This is a genomic window from Pseudodesulfovibrio tunisiensis, assembly GCF_022809775.1.
In the GTDB taxonomy this organism is placed as follows: Bacteria; Desulfobacterota; Desulfovibrionia; order Desulfovibrionales; family Desulfovibrionaceae; genus Pseudodesulfovibrio; species Pseudodesulfovibrio tunisiensis.
In genome coordinates, this window is record NZ_CP094380.1 from 775,135 (window position 1) to 791,305 (window position 16,171).

At 56.1% G+C, this 16,171-nt stretch carries 20 protein-coding genes; 14 read left to right on the forward strand and 6 right to left on the reverse strand.

What is annotated here, in order from left to right:
• Nucleotides 1-82: 82 nt before the first annotated feature.
• Nucleotides 83-571 carry a nucleoside deaminase gene (locus tag MPN23_RS03850; protein WP_243546237.1) on the reverse strand — a complete coding sequence of 163 codons (489 nt, stop codon included), beginning with the start codon at nucleotides 569-571 and terminating at the stop codon, nucleotides 83-85.
• Nucleotides 572-578: 7 nt separating this feature from the next.
• A complete protein-coding gene (locus tag MPN23_RS03855) occupies nucleotides 579-1,394 on the reverse strand; it encodes a phosphoribosylformylglycinamidine synthase subunit PurQ (RefSeq protein WP_243546238.1) in 816 nt (271 codons plus the stop codon).
• Nucleotides 1,395-1,565: 171 nt separating this feature from the next.
• On the opposite strand from MPN23_RS03855, the gene MPN23_RS03860 reads away from it, so the two are divergent.
• The 14 genes from MPN23_RS03860 to MPN23_RS03925 all read left to right on the forward strand — a co-directional run bounded on the left by MPN23_RS03860 (nucleotide 1,566) and on the right by MPN23_RS03925 (nucleotide 12,962).
• Complete coding sequence (locus MPN23_RS03860) at nucleotides 1,566-3,200, forward strand: CTP synthase (protein ID WP_243546239.1); 1,635 nt, start codon at nucleotides 1,566-1,568, stop codon at nucleotides 3,198-3,200.
• Nucleotides 3,201-3,206: 6 nt separating this feature from the next.
• On the forward strand, nucleotides 3,207-4,010 hold the full coding sequence (kdsA, locus tag MPN23_RS03865) for a 3-deoxy-8-phosphooctulonate synthase (RefSeq protein ID WP_243546240.1): 804 nt from the start codon (nucleotides 3,207-3,209) through the stop codon (nucleotides 4,008-4,010).
• Nucleotides 4,000-4,527, forward strand: a complete 528-nt coding sequence (locus MPN23_RS03870) for a KdsC family phosphatase (RefSeq protein ID WP_243546241.1) — start codon at nucleotides 4,000-4,002, stop codon at nucleotides 4,525-4,527. Before kdsA ends, MPN23_RS03870 begins: the two co-directional genes overlap by 11 nt.
• A complete protein-coding gene (gene lptC, locus MPN23_RS03875) occupies nucleotides 4,528-5,148 on the forward strand; it encodes an LPS export ABC transporter periplasmic protein LptC (RefSeq protein WP_243546242.1) in 621 nt (206 codons plus the stop codon).
• A 7-nt stretch (nucleotides 5,149-5,155) separates the two neighbouring features.
• Nucleotides 5,156-6,001, forward strand: a complete 846-nt coding sequence (lptA, locus tag MPN23_RS03880; protein ID WP_243546243.1) for a lipopolysaccharide transport periplasmic protein LptA — start codon at nucleotides 5,156-5,158, stop codon at nucleotides 5,999-6,001.
• Between the two features lie 5 nt (nucleotides 6,002-6,006).
• A complete protein-coding gene (gene lptB / locus MPN23_RS03885; RefSeq protein ID WP_243546244.1) occupies nucleotides 6,007-6,732 on the forward strand; it encodes an LPS export ABC transporter ATP-binding protein in 726 nt (241 codons plus the stop codon).
• Nucleotides 6,733-6,974: 242 nt separating this feature from the next.
• Nucleotides 6,975-8,399 carry an RNA polymerase factor sigma-54 gene (gene rpoN / locus MPN23_RS03890; RefSeq protein WP_243546245.1) on the forward strand — a complete coding sequence of 475 codons (1,425 nt, stop codon included), beginning with the start codon at nucleotides 6,975-6,977 and terminating at the stop codon, nucleotides 8,397-8,399.
• A 38-nt stretch (nucleotides 8,400-8,437) separates the two neighbouring features.
• Nucleotides 8,438-8,983 carry a ribosome hibernation-promoting factor, HPF/YfiA family gene (gene hpf / locus MPN23_RS03895; RefSeq protein ID WP_243546246.1) on the forward strand — a complete coding sequence of 182 codons (546 nt, stop codon included), beginning with the start codon at nucleotides 8,438-8,440 and terminating at the stop codon, nucleotides 8,981-8,983.
• 1 nt (nucleotide 8,984) lies between these two features.
• Entirely contained in the window at nucleotides 8,985-9,434 is a 450-nt protein-coding gene (locus tag MPN23_RS03900; RefSeq protein WP_243546247.1) for a PTS sugar transporter subunit IIA, read from the forward strand.
• A gap of 14 nt (nucleotides 9,435-9,448) precedes the next feature.
• The gene (gene rapZ / locus MPN23_RS03905) at nucleotides 9,449-10,330 is read left to right on the forward strand and encodes an RNase adapter RapZ (RefSeq protein ID WP_243546248.1); all 882 of its coding nucleotides are present in this window, start codon (nucleotides 9,449-9,451) and stop codon (nucleotides 10,328-10,330) included.
• A 72-nt stretch (nucleotides 10,331-10,402) separates the two neighbouring features.
• Complete coding sequence (locus MPN23_RS03910) at nucleotides 10,403-10,777, forward strand: PTS sugar transporter subunit IIA (protein WP_243546249.1); 375 nt, start codon at nucleotides 10,403-10,405, stop codon at nucleotides 10,775-10,777.
• A 2-nt stretch (nucleotides 10,778-10,779) separates the two neighbouring features.
• Entirely contained in the window at nucleotides 10,780-11,244 is a 465-nt protein-coding gene (locus MPN23_RS03915; protein WP_243546250.1) for a PTS sugar transporter subunit IIB, read from the forward strand.
• 109 nt (nucleotides 11,245-11,353) lie between these two features.
• Nucleotides 11,354-11,947 (forward strand): hypothetical protein, encoded by a 594-nt coding sequence (locus tag MPN23_RS03920; protein WP_243546251.1) that lies wholly within the window; start codon nucleotides 11,354-11,356, stop codon nucleotides 11,945-11,947.
• A gap of 94 nt (nucleotides 11,948-12,041) precedes the next feature.
• Nucleotides 12,042-12,962, forward strand: a complete 921-nt coding sequence (locus MPN23_RS03925) for a manganese-dependent inorganic pyrophosphatase (RefSeq protein ID WP_243546252.1) — start codon at nucleotides 12,042-12,044, stop codon at nucleotides 12,960-12,962.
• Nucleotides 12,963-13,151: 189 nt separating this feature from the next.
• Here the strand turns inward: MPN23_RS03925 and dapA are convergent, their stop codons facing one another.
• The 4 genes from dapA to MPN23_RS03945 all read right to left on the reverse strand — a co-directional run bounded on the left by dapA (nucleotide 13,152) and on the right by MPN23_RS03945 (nucleotide 16,164).
• Nucleotides 13,152-14,033 carry a 4-hydroxy-tetrahydrodipicolinate synthase gene (gene dapA / locus MPN23_RS03930; protein WP_243546253.1) on the reverse strand — a complete coding sequence of 294 codons (882 nt, stop codon included), beginning with the start codon at nucleotides 14,031-14,033 and terminating at the stop codon, nucleotides 13,152-13,154.
• A gap of 43 nt (nucleotides 14,034-14,076) precedes the next feature.
• On the reverse strand, nucleotides 14,077-14,934 hold the full coding sequence (locus MPN23_RS03935; RefSeq protein ID WP_420705229.1) for a UshA-like (seleno)protein family 2: 858 nt from the start codon (nucleotides 14,932-14,934) through the stop codon (nucleotides 14,077-14,079).
• A gap of 1 nt (nucleotide 14,935) precedes the next feature.
• Nucleotides 14,936-15,244: an HU family DNA-binding protein gene (locus tag MPN23_RS03940; RefSeq protein ID WP_279388709.1), complete on the reverse strand. Its 309-nt coding sequence runs from the start codon at nucleotides 15,242-15,244 to the stop codon at nucleotides 14,936-14,938.
• Between the two features lie 101 nt (nucleotides 15,245-15,345).
• Nucleotides 15,346-16,164, reverse strand: a complete 819-nt coding sequence (locus tag MPN23_RS03945; RefSeq protein WP_243546256.1) for a MinD/ParA family protein — start codon at nucleotides 16,162-16,164, stop codon at nucleotides 15,346-15,348.
• Nucleotides 16,165-16,171: the final 7 nt, after the last annotated feature.

Consider the following 16,171-nt stretch of genomic DNA (forward strand, 5'->3'; position numbering starts at 1 on the left):
TGCGGGGTGTCCGGGTGAAAGAAGACGCGAAGTCGGCGGATCTCTTCAGGCAAGGATCATCAAAAGGGAAATTGGAAAAGCGTCAGTGTTTTCTTCGTTCCAGGAAAAACCGTTTCAGCAGCCCCGAGCTCTCTTCGGCCAGAACGCCTTCCACTGTCCAGAGGTGATGATTCGCAAAGGGGAGGGCGTGTCCGTCGAGATTGGAAACAAGGGCTCCGGCTCTGGGGTCGCGGGCTCCGAAGACAACGCCTGCGACCCGGGCATGAAGCAGGGCCCCGACACACATGATGCAGGGTTCGAGCGTTACGGCAAGAACGGTGTTCGGCAAGCGGTAGTTTTCGAGCTGTTGCGCTGCCTTGCGCAAGCAGAGCACTTCCGCGTGCGCGGTCGGATCATTCATGACGATGGGAGCGTTGTGCGCCGAGGCGATCAGATCGCCGGAAAGTGTGAACAGGACGGCTCCAATGGGAGCTTCCCCGGCCTTGGCTGCCTTGCAGGCTTCGGCAAAGGCCGGGGCCATGAGTTCCCGCCAATTCAGATTGGTCGGCGGAATGTGACGGGAACCGGACATGACGGGCTTACAGTTCCCTGAGGTAGCGGACTCCGGCTTCGAGCATGGCCAACCCCAGAGGATGGGCGTCCGCACCTTCACGGGTCCAGGAGGGGTGATTCGTGGGATGGTTGTATGCCTCGGGATGGGGCATGAGGCCCAGAATGCGGCCGGAAGGGTCGGTCAGACCGGCGATGCCCAGAGGCGAACCATTGGGATTGTAGGGATACTCCTGCGTGGGGTTGCCGGATTCCGGGTCCACGTACTGGACGGCAACAAGGTTGGCATCCACCAGCTCCTGCAGAAAGGCTTCATCCTTGGGAATGATCTTGCCTTCGCCGTGGCGAATCGGGACATACAGCTTGTCCAATCCCTTGGTGAAGACGCAGGGAGAGGCCGGATTGGCCTTGAGATGCACCCATCTGTCCTCGAATCTGCCGGAGTCGTTGTAGGACAGGGAGACCTGCCGTTCAAAGTACTTTCCACCAACAGCCGGGAGCAGTCCCAGCTTGCACAGAAGCTGGAATCCGTTGCAGATGCCGAGAATGATGCCGCCGTCCTGAAAAAAGTTTTTCAACTGGTTCAGAACGGGGTCGCCGTTTTCGGTCTTGGACCAACGCCAGCGAAGCGCGGCGGCCTGCGCTGCGCCCAAATCGTCTCCATCCAGAAATCCGCCTGGACAAATCAGGTAATTGTAGGCATCCATGCGCACATGGCCTGCCGCCAGATCGGAGAAATATATGACATCTGCGGAATCCGCTCCCGCAGCCTTGACCGCGTATGCGGATTCATTCTCGCAGTTGGTTCCGTAACCGGTGATCACCAGGGCTTTGACGCGGGACATGAATTTCTCCTCTTCGTATTGACTTTGTGGCTTTACCCTGCATAATTCTACGCAGCGCGGCGATGGCGAGGAACATACGTGTCCGACGGCCCGCCGTCAACATGGCCGGTCCATGACTTTTTTTTGTGATAACCCTTAGAAATCAAGCACAAGCAAGGGGCTTTCAATTCCATGAAAACCAAGTTCATTTTTATTACCGGAGGAGTGCTTTCCTCTCTCGGTAAAGGCCTTGCCGCCGCTTCCATCGGCGCTCTGCTTCAGGCACGCGGCCTCAAGGCAACCATTCAGAAACTTGATCCGTACATCAATGTCGACCCGGGAACCATGAACCCGTTTCAGCATGGTGAAGTGTACGTGACCGACGACGGCGCCGAAACCGACCTGGACCTTGGCCATTACGAGCGTTATCTGGGCGTGTCCCTGAGCCAGAAGAACAATTACACTTCCGGTTCCATCTACAACACCGTCATTCAGAAGGAACGCCGCGGCGACTACCTCGGCGGCACTGTTCAGGTCATCCCGCACATCACCGACCAGATCAAGGAAGCCGTCATCAACATGCCCAACGGCGAAGACGTGGCCCTGATCGAAATCGGCGGTACCGTGGGCGACATCGAGGGACTGCCTTTTCTGGAAGCCATCCGTCAGCTCAAGAACGATCTGGGCCGGGAAAACGTCCTGTACATTCACCTTACTCTGGTCCCCTACATGCGCGCGGCGGGCGAACTCAAGACCAAGCCGACCCAGCATTCCGTCAAGGAACTGCGGAGCATCGGCATTCAGCCCGACATCATTCTGTGTCGCTCCGAGGTCACTCTGGACGACAGCCTCAAGAAGAAGATCGCCATGTTCTGCGACGTGGATCCGGATGCCGTGTTCTCCGCGATTGACGTCAAAAACATTTATGAAGTGCCGCTGAAGTACTACGAGGATGGCGTGGATCAGAAGATTGCCATCCTGCTTCGTCTTCCGGCCAAGAATGCCGAGCTCGCTTCCTGGCAGAACCTCGTGCACACTCTCCAGAACCCCAAGGGATCGGTCAAGATCGGCATTGTCGGCAAGTACGTCGACCTGACCGAGGCCTACAAGAGCCTGCACGAAGCCCTGATTCACGGTGGCGTGGCCAACGAGGTGCAGGTCGAGCTGGAATACGTGAACTCCGAAAAGGTCACGGCCAAGAACGTGGCCAAGAAGATGCAGGGACTGGATGGCATTCTGGTTCCCGGCGGCTTCGGAGCCCGTGGCGTGGAAGGCAAGATTCTCGCCATCCAGTATGCTCGCGAAAACAAGGTGCCCTTTTTCGGCATCTGCCTCGGCATGCAGTGCGCCTGCATTGAATTCGCCCGCAACGTGCTTGGTCTCGAAGGCGCGCATTCCGAGGAGTTCGATCCCGACACTCCGCACAACATCATCTATCTGATGAAGGAATGGTACGACTTCCGCACCAAGAAGATCGAAGTGCGCGACGAGGATTCCGACAAGGGCGGCACCATGCGTCTCGGCGCATACCCCTGCAAGCTCAGGAAGGACACCAAGGCGTATGAAGCCTACCAGACCGTGAACATCGACGAGCGCCATCGTCACCGCTATGAATTCAACAACGAATTCATCAAGCGCTGCGAAGAGGGCGGTCTGAGCTTTTCCGGCACGGCTCCGGACGAATCCCTGATGGAGATCGTGGAAATTGCTGATCATCCCTGGTTCCTGGGTTGCCAGTTCCACCCGGAATTCAAGTCCACCCCGATGCGTCCGCACCCCCTGTTCAGGGAGTTCATCAAGGCCGCAAAGGTAAACAAGGACAAGTAGCACTTCATGGATTTGTACACCGCGAGCAAGGAAGGCCCGTTCATCATTGCCGGTCCTTGCGTCATCGAAAGCCGGGAAATAGTGCTTGAAACGGCCGAGGCTCTGGCGGAAATCGCCGGAGGCCTCGGCCTTCCCCTGATATTCAAGAGCTCTTTCGACAAGGCCAACAGGACTTCGGTAACCAGTTACCGCGGGCCGGGCATGGAGGAGGGGCTTCGAATTCTGGAGGAAGTCAGGAACAGAACCGGTTTGCCCGTGATTACGGACATTCACGTCCCGGATCAGGCCGCAATTGTCGGCAAGGTCGTGGACGTGCTGCAGATTCCGGCCTTTCTCTGCCGCCAGACCGACTTGCTGGTTGCCGCAGCAGGGACCGGACGCATCATCAACATCAAGAAGGGGCAGTTTCTGGCCCCCTGGGATATGCGAAACGCAGTTCGGAAGGTGCGGGATTCCGGCAATGACCGCGTCTGGTTGACCGAACGCGGGTCCACGTACGGGTACAACAATCTCGTGGTGGACTTCCGGTCCATTCCGGAAATGGCCAAATTCGACGTGCCCGTGGTGTTCGACGCCACGCATTCCGTTCAGTTGCCCGGCGGACTGGGCACCGCTTCGGGAGGCCAGCGCCAGTATGTCCCGGTACTGGCCGGGGCAGCCGTGGCCGCTGGCGCGAACGGCGTGTTCATGGAGGTGCATCCCGATCCGGACAAGGCGCTTTGCGACGGCCCCAACAGTCTGGCTCTGCGGGATGTCGAAAAGGTGCTGCGTCGCCTCAAGGCCCTCTGGGAGATTTCCGATGCCGGATAATGCAAGGGAAAGAGCCGCGAAAATCAAGCTGCTCGTGCTGGATGTCGATGGCGTGCTTACGGACGGCGGTCTCTATTACGATGCCGATGGCAGAGTCATGAAACGCTTCAATGTTCAGGATGGTCTCGGCATCAAGCTGGCGCAGGCCGCCGGGGTGGAGGTCGGGGTGATTACCGGCCTGAACCACAAGGCCGTGGAAACCCGTGTCCGCGAACTCGGCATAGAACATTACTATCCGGGAAAGCGACGGAAGCTGCCGCTGTTTCAGGAAATGTGCGAAAAGGTCGGCGTCACTGCGGATCAGGCCGCATTTCTGGGCGACGATTGGGTCGATGTGGGTGTCATGCGCAAAGTCGGGCTTTCCATGGCCGTGAATAACGCTGTGCCCGAGGTTCTCAAGGAAGCCCACTGGGTTTCCACCCGAGCCGGAGGGCATGGGGCTGTACGCGAGGCCGTGCAATTCATCCTCGACGCACAGGGCCTGCTGGACGGTCTCTGGCAAAAGTGGGCTGACTAGATGAAAGGGCGTCCTGCTCTGGTTCTACTCCTGATATTCGCCTCGGGGCTTGCTCTGGGCATTGCTGTCAAGGCGTACTTTTTTTCCACTCCGCCTCGGCCTGCCAAGCAGGTCCGTCCCGTTGTTTCCCAGGCAGAACGCGCCGTTGCCAATGCCACGGTTTCCGCCGAGGATGTTGAACTGGTGCAGGGCCGGGATGGGGTCATGCAGTGGAAGATTCTTGCGGCCGAAGCCAAATACAATCAGGAAATGAAATATATTGTGGTCAAACGACCGCAGTTGCAGGCTTATTTTGGCAAAGACCGTCAGGAAGTCTATGTCAAGGCGGCAACCGGCGAAGTGGACCAGCAAAATGACAACCTCATGCTGCACGATGAAGTCAAGGGCCGCTTCGGTCCGTTTACTCTGGATGCCGGGCAGCTTGATTATGTCGGTGCCATTGAAAAGGTATACCTCAAGGGCGGAGTGGCCGTGAAACGGCCGGATATGCTGGTGAAGGCCATGGCCGTGGAAATCGATCTCGTGTCGCGTCAGATGATCGCGGCTGGCGGGGTGACCGCTCTTTTGGCCCCGGAAGGCATTGAAGAAAGTCCCTTTTACGAAGCACAGAACAAGGAGTAACTCTCCGATGAAAACGACCCGAATCGCATCTTTCGCCATACTGCTGACGTTTCTCGCCGCTTTTTCCGCCATGGCCGGGGAGTGGGGAGAAATTCGGGCCGCCTCGGTGAATCTCAATGTGCGAGAGGCGCGTAGTCCCAAGTCCGCGCATGTGCTGACCCTGACCAAGGGGGAACAGGTACGCGTGGATTTTGCCAGGGATGGATGGATTGCCGTGTTTGATCTCAAGGAAACCGTCAGGGACGAAAAACGCGCCTTGGGATATGCCAATGCCAAATATCTGGTTGCCGTTCCCGAGTCCGCGAAAGTCGTGAATACTCCGGCAAAACAGCCGGAAGCCGTCCCCGAACCCGAAGGGGAGGGCGAACTGACTGCGGCGGTGGCCGTGGAACCTCCGGCAGCAGTCAAGCCTTTGGGAGCTGATCCCCAAAAGGCCCCGGTCAAGATTACGGCCGACCGCATGACCTATGATGAAAAAAACAAGGTCGTGTCCTTTGTTGGCAATGTGAAGGCCAGGCACGGCAAGCTGATCCTCGATGCGGACAGACTCTCCGCCTTCTTTTCCTCGGCCAATGACAAGGCGTTCAGCGTGGACAGCGTTGACCGTATCGTGGCCAACGGCAATGTCCGGGCTCGCAAGGACAACACGGAAGGCTCCTGTGAAACCGTCACCTACCATGTGGAAAAGCAGTTGCTTCGCATGGAGGGAAATCCGGTTCTCAAGGACGGTCCCAATTCCATTGCCGGTGAAGTCATCAATTTCTACGTGCGTGAAAACCGCAGCGAAGTCGTGGGCGGCAGCAAGAAGCGCGTTGAAGCCATCTTCCTGACTCCCAAGATCAAGGTGGACTAACGAAAATGTCCAAAGGACTTGCTGCAAAAGGGCTGGCCAAACGCTACGGCCAACGCGAGGTGGTGCACGGCATCAGCCTTGAGGTCAATCCCAAGGAAGTCGTGGGACTTCTCGGTCCCAACGGCGCGGGGAAAACCACGACGTTCTACATGCTTGTCGGCATTGTCAAACCCAATGCCGGCGAGGTGTCGCTGCATGGCAAGCCCATCACCGGCCTTCCTCTTCATGAACGCGCACGCCTCGGCGTGAGCTATCTTCCCCAGGAAAGCTCCATCTTCAAGAAGCTGACCGTCCGCCAGAATCTGGAGATCATTCTGGAACAGACCGACATGACCCGGGCTCAGCAGCGGGCCCGCGCCGACGAGCTGCTGGAGATGTTTACCATCACCAAACTTCAGGATCAGGCCTCCATGTTCCTGTCCGGCGGCGAACGTCGTCGTCTGGAAATCGCCCGGGCCCTGATTCTGGACCCGGATTTCATCCTGCTCGACGAACCGTTTGCCGGCATTGACCCCATTGCGGTCATCGACATTCAGGAAATCATTTCCGTGCTCAAGAGCATGGGCATCGGCGTATTGATTTCCGACCACAATGTGCGCGAGACCCTGAGTATCTGCGACCGCGCCTATCTCGTTTACGAAGGCGCGGTCATTCTGGAGGGAGCTCCCGAGGAAATCGTCCAGAACAGTCAGGCTCGGCAGATATATCTCGGCGAGGATTTTCGCCTGTAAAAGCGGATTCCGCGTTTTTTCCCCTTTTCCCGATTTACACCTCCCGGAAAGGTTTGGTACACTTTTTTCATATCGTGTATCTGCCTGTATATTTTCTATAGTCACGGCATGTTAGGCGGTTTGTCTTGCAGGGGTGCCCAGTGTGTGGCATAGTATCACAAACGATCGGATTACAATAACGCATGATTTGATAATCGAGCACAACCCGGAACGGGCTTCAGCGGCGTTCACAGGGCATCAATATGGGACTGGAACTCAGACAACAACTCAAGCTTTCGCAACAACTGGTCATGACTCCCCAGTTGCAGCAGGCCATCAAGCTGCTGCAACTCTCGCGTTTGGAATTGGTTGAAACGGTTCAGCAGGAACTTCTGGAAAACCCGTTTCTGGACGAATCGGAAACGGACCCCATCGAACCGCAGCATGAAAGCGACCCCAACGAAAAGCTGAGCGAATCCCAGGAAAACGAGGAACTGGTCCGCAATGCGGACTGGGAAAACTATCTCGGTGAATTTTCAAGTACCTCGAAGCAGGCTCAGGTCCGGGAAACGGACCACCCTGAAGAAGGGCTCTCCTTTGAAGCCCGTCTGGCATCGAAACCTTCTCTCGAAGGCCATCTGAGCTGGCAGATTCATCTTTCCGATTTCACGGAACAGGACCTTGCCATCTGTGAAGTCATTCTGGGCAATCTGGACAGCAAGGGATATCTCCAGGCCTCCATTCAGGAAATACAATGCATGGTTTCCGCTCCGGAAGAGAGCATCGAGGCCGTGATCAAACGCATCCAGCGGCTTGATCCGGTGGGCGTGGCATCCCGCACCCCGCAGGAATGTCTGATGGTCCAGATGGAGTTTTTCAAAATGGACGAAGACCCCATTCTGGTCTCGCTGGTTACCGAGCATCTGGAGGACCTTGAAAAGCATCGCTACAAGCCCCTTGCACGCAAGTTCAAGATTTCATTGGAAGAACTCAAGGGCTATCTGGATGAAATCCAGAAGCTCGACCCCATGCCCGGGACTAATTTCAGCAGTACCGAACCATATTACGTCAGCCCGGATGTCTTCGTGTACCGCTACGGCGACGATTTCGTCATCATCCTGAACGAGGACGGACTGCCTCGGCTGCAGATGAATTCCTTCTACATGGACAGCCTGGACGCGGCTCCGGCCAAGGACAAGGAATACTTTCAGGAAAAGATGCGTTCGGCTGCATGGCTCATGAAAAGCCTGTACCAGCGGCAGCGCACCTTGTATAAGGTAGTTGAGAGCATAGTCCGCTTTCAACGCGAGTTCTTCATGAACGGGGTGACCAAACTCAAGCCCCTCATCCTCAAGGAGGTCGCCGAGGACATCAGCATGCACGAATCCACTGTCAGCCGGATTACCACCAACAAGTATGTGTCCACGTCGCACGGAATCTTCGAATTGAAGTTTTTCTTCAACAGTGCGCTGGACCTGGGTGACGGCTCTCAGGTGGGCTCTGAAAGCGTCAAGGCGCTCATCAAGAAGATGATCGCCGAGGAAGATCCCAAGAAGCCGCTGAGCGACGAACGCATCGGCGAGATTCTCAAGGAAAAGCTGGACGTGAACATCGCCCGACGCACCGTGGCCAAGTATCGTTCCGCAATGGACATTCCGTCCTCTTCCAAGCGCAAGCAGTTTTTTTAACAGGTTGTCTGTACCCATCATCAACCAGGAGGGTAACCATGAACATCAGCTTCACCTTTAAGAATTTCGAACCGTCCGATCATCTCAAGGGCTATGCAAACAAGCGGTTTGAAAAGCTTGGAAAGTTTTTCACCGGCGACGAGGTTGCCGAACTGCAGGTGAATTTGCTGGTAGAAAAGTTTCGCCACAAGGCGGACATCGTGCTTACCGCCGACAATATTCATATCTCGGCCTTCGAATCTTCCGAAGACATGTATTCCACCATCGACATGGTGCTGGACAAGGTTGAAGCCCAGCTCAGAAAGATGCGTGAAAAGATGAAGGGCCGCAGCAAGATGGCGCGCGGCAACAAGACCGTGCAAATGAACGTCCTCAGCTTTGATGACCTCAGCGGCGAACGTACGCCGTCGATCGAGCTGACTTCCGAATATGAACCAAAGCCCATGAGCGTGGACGAAGCCGCCATGCAGCTTGAAACCATGGATCACGAATTCCTGGTGTTCCGCAATGCGGAAACCGAAGGCGTCAATGTCATCTACAAGCGCAAGAACGGGGATTTCGGACTGATCGAACCTGGATTCTGACATGATACTTGGTGATTACCTGGACAAGAAACTCATCTTTCCGAACCTCGTTTCCTCGACAAAGTCCGAGGTACTGAAAGAACTTGTCGCCCCCTTGGGCGAAGCATATTCCGAGTTGGACGCGAACGAGGCCGTTCGCGTCCTTCTCGAACGTGAAGGGCTTGGTTCCACCGGCATCGGAGATGGAATCGCCATCCCCCACGGCAAACTCGACGATCTGGACAGGATTCTCGTTCTGGTGGGACGCAGCAGCGAAGGGGTGGAGTTCGATGCGCTCGATCACAAACCCTGCCACATCTTCTTTCTCGTGCTTGCTCCGGCTCAGGTGGCGGGAATGCATCTGCGCATTCTGGCGCATATTTCCCGGCTCCTGCGCGATTCCTCGTTCAGACAGGAATTCATGGATGCCGTGGATGCAGATACCCTCTGGAACCTGCTCAAGAACGCGTAACCAACCGAGTGGCGATGTCTCCGCGCAACACTTTTCCCGTCATCGTGGTCACCGGCATTTCCGGCTCCGGAAAAAGCACGGCTCTCCGGGTATTCGAAGATCTCGGATATTTCTGCATTGACGGCCTGCCAGCGGGCATGGTGCCCAAGCTGGCCGAACTTTTTTCCGGACAGGACAAAAAGCATCGAGGTCTGGTATTGGGCATGGACCTGCGCCAGCCCGATTTCCCTCGGCGCTGGGAAGACGTCGTCAGCCAGTTGCAGGAGCAGCAGGCAGCGGTTCAGGTGGTCTTTCTGGAAGCGCGAATGGACACGCTCGTGCGACGGTACGCCACCACCCGTCGCCCGCATCCTCTGGAAACCCGGGATTTGGGACTGGAGCAGGCGCTGGAGCGGGAACGCGACCTGTTGGACCCCGTCCGGCAGACCGCAGCTCTGGTCATCGACACCACGGGGTATTCCATCCATGACCTCAGACGCGTGATTCAGGAGAAGTGGGCGGCATTCGATGAAGAGGCCAAGGGAATGCGGGTTCATGTCATTTCCTTCGGTTTCAAATACGGAGTGCCTCGGGAAGCTGATCTGGTTTTTGATCTTCGTTTCCTGCCGAACCCGTATTTTGATGAAAAACTGAAGCAGCTTTCGGGCAAGGATGCAGCGGTTTCGAAATATGTTCTGCAAGGGCAGCCCGGCTCGGAATTTCTCGACCGCTATCTTGATTTTCTGGAATACATCCTTCCCCTGTATGCGGAAGAAGGGCGATACAGGATGACGTTGGCACTGGGATGCACTGGCGGCAGGCACAGGTCCGTTGCCGTGGCCGAAGCCGTGTATGCACGGCTCAAGGACAAGGGCTACGCGGCATCCATCGAACACAGGCACCTTGAACTGGGTTGATTCATGGCAGCAAAGCAGAAAAAATCGTGCGGAGGAGGCCAGGTCGGTATTGTGGTGGTAACCCATGGCGGCATGGCGAATGAACTTGTCCAGGCGGCCCAGACCATTCTGGGACCACAGGAAAAATGCTTTGCCGTGGGGGTGGACGTCAACCGCGGCGTTGATGAAACTCTGGAAGAGGTGAGAGGAGCCATCCGAAATGCCGGGGATCAATGCGGCGTTCTGATCATGACGGATCTTTTTGGCGGTTCTCCCACCACAATGAGCCTTTCGCTGCTCAAATCCGAAACCATCGAGGTTGTTACCGGCGTGAATCTGCCCATGGTCATATCCGCCATTCAGGGACGCAAGATGAATCTGGAAAAGCTGGCCAGCACTGTAAAGGATGCCGGACAGCAGGGCATCATGGTTGCCGGAGCCATGCTGCGTCGCAAAACGAGGAAGTAGCCATGACCGTCACTCTGGTACGCATAGACAACCGGCTTATTCACGGTCAGATCATTGAAACCTGGCTGCCCTTCACCGGAGCAGGCATGGTGATCGTGGCAAACGACGAACTGGCCGGAGACATTTTGCAGCAGGAGATAATGTCCCTTGCAATTCCAGCGACCACGGCAAGCCTTTTCGTGCCTGTCGAAGCTCTTGCCTCCGAAATAGATTCGCTGCCCGGCAAGCCGGAAGACCTGCTTGTGCTTTTTTCCACATGCTCGGATGCCAAGCGTGCTTACGAGCATGGGTTCTCCTTTGAGCAGCTCAATATCGGGAATGTGCACTATTCCCCCGGGAAAAAACAGATTTCTCCCAGTGTCGCTCTGTCGGAAGAGGATGAAGGATGTCTGAGAATGCTGAAACGGCAGGGAGTTACCCTGGATTTCCGGTGTGTCCCCAATGATCCGGTGCAGGTGAGGTTTTAGATCATGGTCATATACGACGCAACAGTGTGGTTTGCCTTGGCTGCTTTTTTTTTTGCCCTGTTTTCCCTGTTCAGATACTCCATAAGTCTTGGCCTGCTGGAACGTCCTCTTGTTGTCGGCCTGTTTTGGGGGGGTGTACTCAGGGGACTTTACGACAAGTCTTTATATAGCTGTTTTTTTTGAGCTTTTCTGGCTCGATCTCATCCCTGCGGGCACATTTCTGCCGCCTCATCTGACTGCCGCCACCTTTTCCGCACTTGCGCTCACGACCTATTTCGGGCTGGAACAGCCCGCCAGAATCATGGGCGTGCTGTTCGCCAGCATGCCTCTGGCATGGCTGGGAGCCAAGGTTGAAGCCATGCTCAGGGATCAGGCCCGTTGGAGCTATAACAAATTGCTGAACTGGTCCCGGCATCCGGAGCAGGACCATGTTCCCGCCATGCTTGTTGCTCGTTCTCTGGCTCTCACTTTCCTGTCTTCCTGGGTTTGCTTTTTCGTTGCAACCATGTTGCTTCAATTTGGATTCAAAATATTTTTTCAAGCATTTCCGGGTGTTCTTTCGCGCATTGATGTTTCCTGGGCGCACCTGTGGATCGCCGCATCCCTAGGCGGATTCATGGCTTTGCGTCTGTCCAGAGTGTATGCCGTGCTCGGAACGGGTATCGCAATTGCTGTCGGAATTATGATATGGGGTCGGTTTTGACTTGGCATGTCCGAGTGTTTGTGATATTTGGCACATTCTGTCTTGAGAGACAAATTAACCTAATCACGGGTAATTCAATCTAGGAGGACTTGATATGGCTATCTTGGTAGTTGGACACAAAAATCCCGATACCGACACCATCGCTTCCGCGATCGCTGTCGCTGACCTGTGGACCAAACGCGGCATGGAAGCCAAGGCTATCGCTCAGGGCGAACTCGCTCCCGAAAGCGCCTTTGTTCTGGGGAAATTCGGCCTGCAGGCTCCCGAAATCGTGACCGATGCCACCGATCAGAAGATCATTCTGGTTGACCACTCCGATCTGAACCAGTCCCTCGACAATCTGGCCAAGGGTGAAGTGCTGGGCGTTGTGGACCACCACAAGCTGGGTGACGTGACCACCCCCAATCCGCTGGAAATGTGGGTCTGGCCCGTGGGCTGCACCGGTACCGTGATCAAGGCCATGTACGATTTCTACGGCATCGAGGTTCCGGCCAACATCGCTGGCATCCTGCTCTGTGCCATCCTGAGCGACACCGTCATGTTCAAGTCCGTGACCTGCACCGACGCTGACAAGGCCGCTGTGGAAGCTCTGGCCAAGATCGCCGGCGTTGCCGACGTGAACGCTCTGGGCATGGAAATGTTCAAGGTCAAATCCGCTGTTGACGGCGCTGCTCCCAGCGAGCTGGTGTTCCGTGACTACAAGGATTTCGACATGTCCGGCAACAAGATCGGCATCGGCCAGCTGGAAGTGGTTGATCTGTCCATGCTGGACGCCCACAAGGAAGCCCTTCAGGCCGAGATCGAAAAGGTGAAGGCTGACGGTCGTCATTCCGTCTTCCTGCTCCTGACCGACATCATGAAGGAAGGCTCCGAGATGCTGATCGCTTCCGACGACGCTACCGTCGTTCAGAAGGCCTTTGGCGTGTCCGTCGACGGCAAGTCCGTGTGGCTGGACGGCGTCATGAGCCGCAAGAAGCAGGTCGTCCCCAATTTCGAAAAGGCCTTCTCCGCCTAATCGAACGAGTCTGACGCGCAAAGTACTCAAGCCCGGCGGGACCCCCCGTCGGGCTTTTGTTTTTTCTTCCTGAGAAAAAACGGATTCCGAAGTTGGGAGCGAGCAAAAAAGAAAGGACGGGCCGCAGCCCGTCCTTTCCGGAGATGACTCGAAAAAAAGCCCCGACCAAACGGCAGGGGCTTTCGAATATTACAATAGACCAGCGTCTTTGAGCACTTTTTCCAGTTTGGGTTTGTTCTCGGAACGCAGGTTGACCAGAGGAAGACGAAAATCCTCGGAGGAAAAGATGCCTTTCATGTACAGGGCGGTCTTCACGGGAATGGGATTGGTCTCCATGAACATGGCACGACTGACCGGGGCCAGCTTGAGGCTCAGGTCAAGAGCGGTTTCCATGTCGCGTTCTTCCCATGCCTTGCACAGACCGGCCATTTCCCCGGGCATGATGTTGGACACCACGGAAATGACGCCACGTCCGCCCACGGACAGCAGGGGCAGCACGGTGAAGTCGTCGCCGGAAAGCAGGGTGAAGTCCTTGCCACATTCCTCCACGACCTGAGCTGCCTGGATCATGTTGCCAGTGGCTTCCTTGACGCCGATGACGTCGGGAACCGCATCCACAATGCGTTTCAAATCCTTGGGAAGCAGATTCAGGCCGGTACGCCCGGGAACATTGTACACGACGATGGGGAAGGGGACTTCCTCGGAAATCGCCTTGAAATGGGCAATAAGGCCGTCAGGAGTGGGTTTGTTGTAATACGGCGTGATCTGCAATGCACCGTCGGCCCCGGCCTCCTTGGCAAGGCGGGTCAGATACACGGCTTCACGGGTGTTGTTGGAACCGGCTCCGGCAATGACCGGCACCCGGCCCTTGGCCTGTTCCACGCAAATGCGGATGACACGTCCCTGTTCGTCGTGGTCCAGGGTAGCGGCTTCGCCCGTGGTTCCGCAGGGAACGAGCCCGTCGATGCCTTGCTCGATCTGCCATTCGATGAACGCGCGATAGGCTTCCTCGTCAACTTCACCGTTCTTGAACGGCGTTGACAGAGCTGTTAGCGCTCCTCGCAATTCCATAGTCATCTCCTCCTAAGCATGATGTTATCCCGAAGGAGCGTCTCTATGGGAGGATGGCACTCACTTCGGGGTTGTCCGCAATATTGTCGCGCAGTCCCACGGCCTTTACTGAAACCGTATCCAGGTTGTTCCACTTGAAATCCGGATTCGGCCCCGGAAGCGCGCTTACGCGAATTTCACTGACAGTACGTCCCTTGTCGTAGGGGCGGACCCAAATGCAGTTGCCCGCATTGTTCAATCGGCCGTTGACACCGCTGCCTCTGCCGCTTCCCAGCAGGATGTGGGGCATGTCGTCGGACGAACCAGCGAGATATTCGCGTTCGCCGATCCACCCCCAGTCGCTCATGCCTATCAGCAGATCGACCTTGGAGCGATGCTCCCTGACCTGAAACCGTACTTTTTTCAAAAGAGCAGAGGATGGGACTTCGTCATCCCCACGGAGTTCCGGATATCTCAGAAAGCCGATCCGTTTTCCCGAGGGGAGAACCACTGTCGTGAAAGGGTGATCCTCTGCGGAATGCCAGGCGCCGTCAAGACCAATCCCAGCATCCCGCAAGGCGTCAGTTTCCGCCTCGGCCAAAAGCCCGAGGTCATACTTCATGAAATTCAGGGCTTTTGCAAGGGCAGAAAGAGAGGCCGGTTCCGGAACCGGACCGGCCTTGTGCATGAATTCAAAACCGCCGCCAACTCTCAACGTAGGCGAATCCGCTTCATGCTCCATGAAATAGGTGGCCCGCCGGGCCACACCTCCCAAGGTTTTTCCGCCTCAGGAGGGGCATGGGCGAAGCGTCCCAAAGGTGTTCGCCGTGTAGAGTATGGTCAGCAACGGGGTATCGCCCGCTCTGGCCGATGCTGCGCAAAACAGCACGGCCAGCAGCAGGCTGAAAAATATCCGTCGCATTCTAGTTGTTGATGTATTCCTTCAATTCCTTGCCGGGGCGGAAGAAGGGCAGCTTTTTGGGCTGAACCTGAACCACGTCTCCGGTCTTGGGATTACGGCCGACATAGCCTTCGTAATCCTTGATCTTGAAGCTGCCAAAGCCGCGAATTTCCACACGGTCGCCGCGAAGGAGCGCTTCCTTGATGGAATCGACGAAGGCTCCTACCACCTTGGTGGCTTCGTCCACATGGATTTTCCTCTTTTCTGCCAGAGCCTTGATCAATTCACTTTTGTTCATGGTTTCCCCCTCTGAGAGATGTGGTTGAACCAGATCGAATTCGAGCCGAAAGGGCCAACGCAATTGGTTCTGGACCTATATTCTCACTAACTATGCCGAAAAATGGTGCTTTTCGTCAACTATTAAATTGCGGTTCACATTTCGGGAAAATCCCGGAGAATCGGCCGTCTGGAAATGCGGTCCCTGTTGTCTTCCCGGTACCGGAGAAGTCGCTTTGCCAGCGCTCGAATATCCTTGCTGGCCGGACAGTTAGGCGCGAATTTCAACAGGGGGGTCTGGTGGCGCACGGATTCAATCACCGTGGAATCCTGACGGATATAGCCGAGATTCGTGACCGTGATATCCAGAAAGTTTTTGCAGGCGGCGGCCAACCGTTCGAAGGTGACCTTGGCTTCATTCCGGGTTGCGGCCTGATTCACGAGAATCAGAAAATCGCGAACCTTGTGCTGCGAGGACAAGACCTTGATCATGGCATAACTGTCGGTCATGGAGGTCGGCTCCGGGGTCACGACCATGATGCGCAACTGGGTGAGGGCCGCGAAGGAGAGCACGGTCCTGCTGATGCCCGCGCCGAGGTCGAGAATCAGGAAATCGTAATCCCCGGCCATGCCCGTAAGCTTGTGGATGATGATGTCCTGCATGTCCTCGTCCATCTCCACGAGTTCGGGCACGCCGCTTGTGGCGGGCAGAATGTCCAGACCTCCGTCGGGTTCGATGGGAACCAGCACATCCTCGGCGGAAACGCCGGTCTGCAGCAGATCCTGAAGATTCTTGTCCGGGGAAATTCCCAGCAACACGTCGAGATTGGCAAGGCCCAGATCACAATCCATGAGCATGGAGGACTGTTCGGCCTCACGTAGGGCATAGCCGAGATTCAGCACGATATTGGTTTTGCCCACACCGCCCTTGCCGCTCATGATGGACAGGCTCAGTGTCTTGTTCTGATTGATCATATCCACG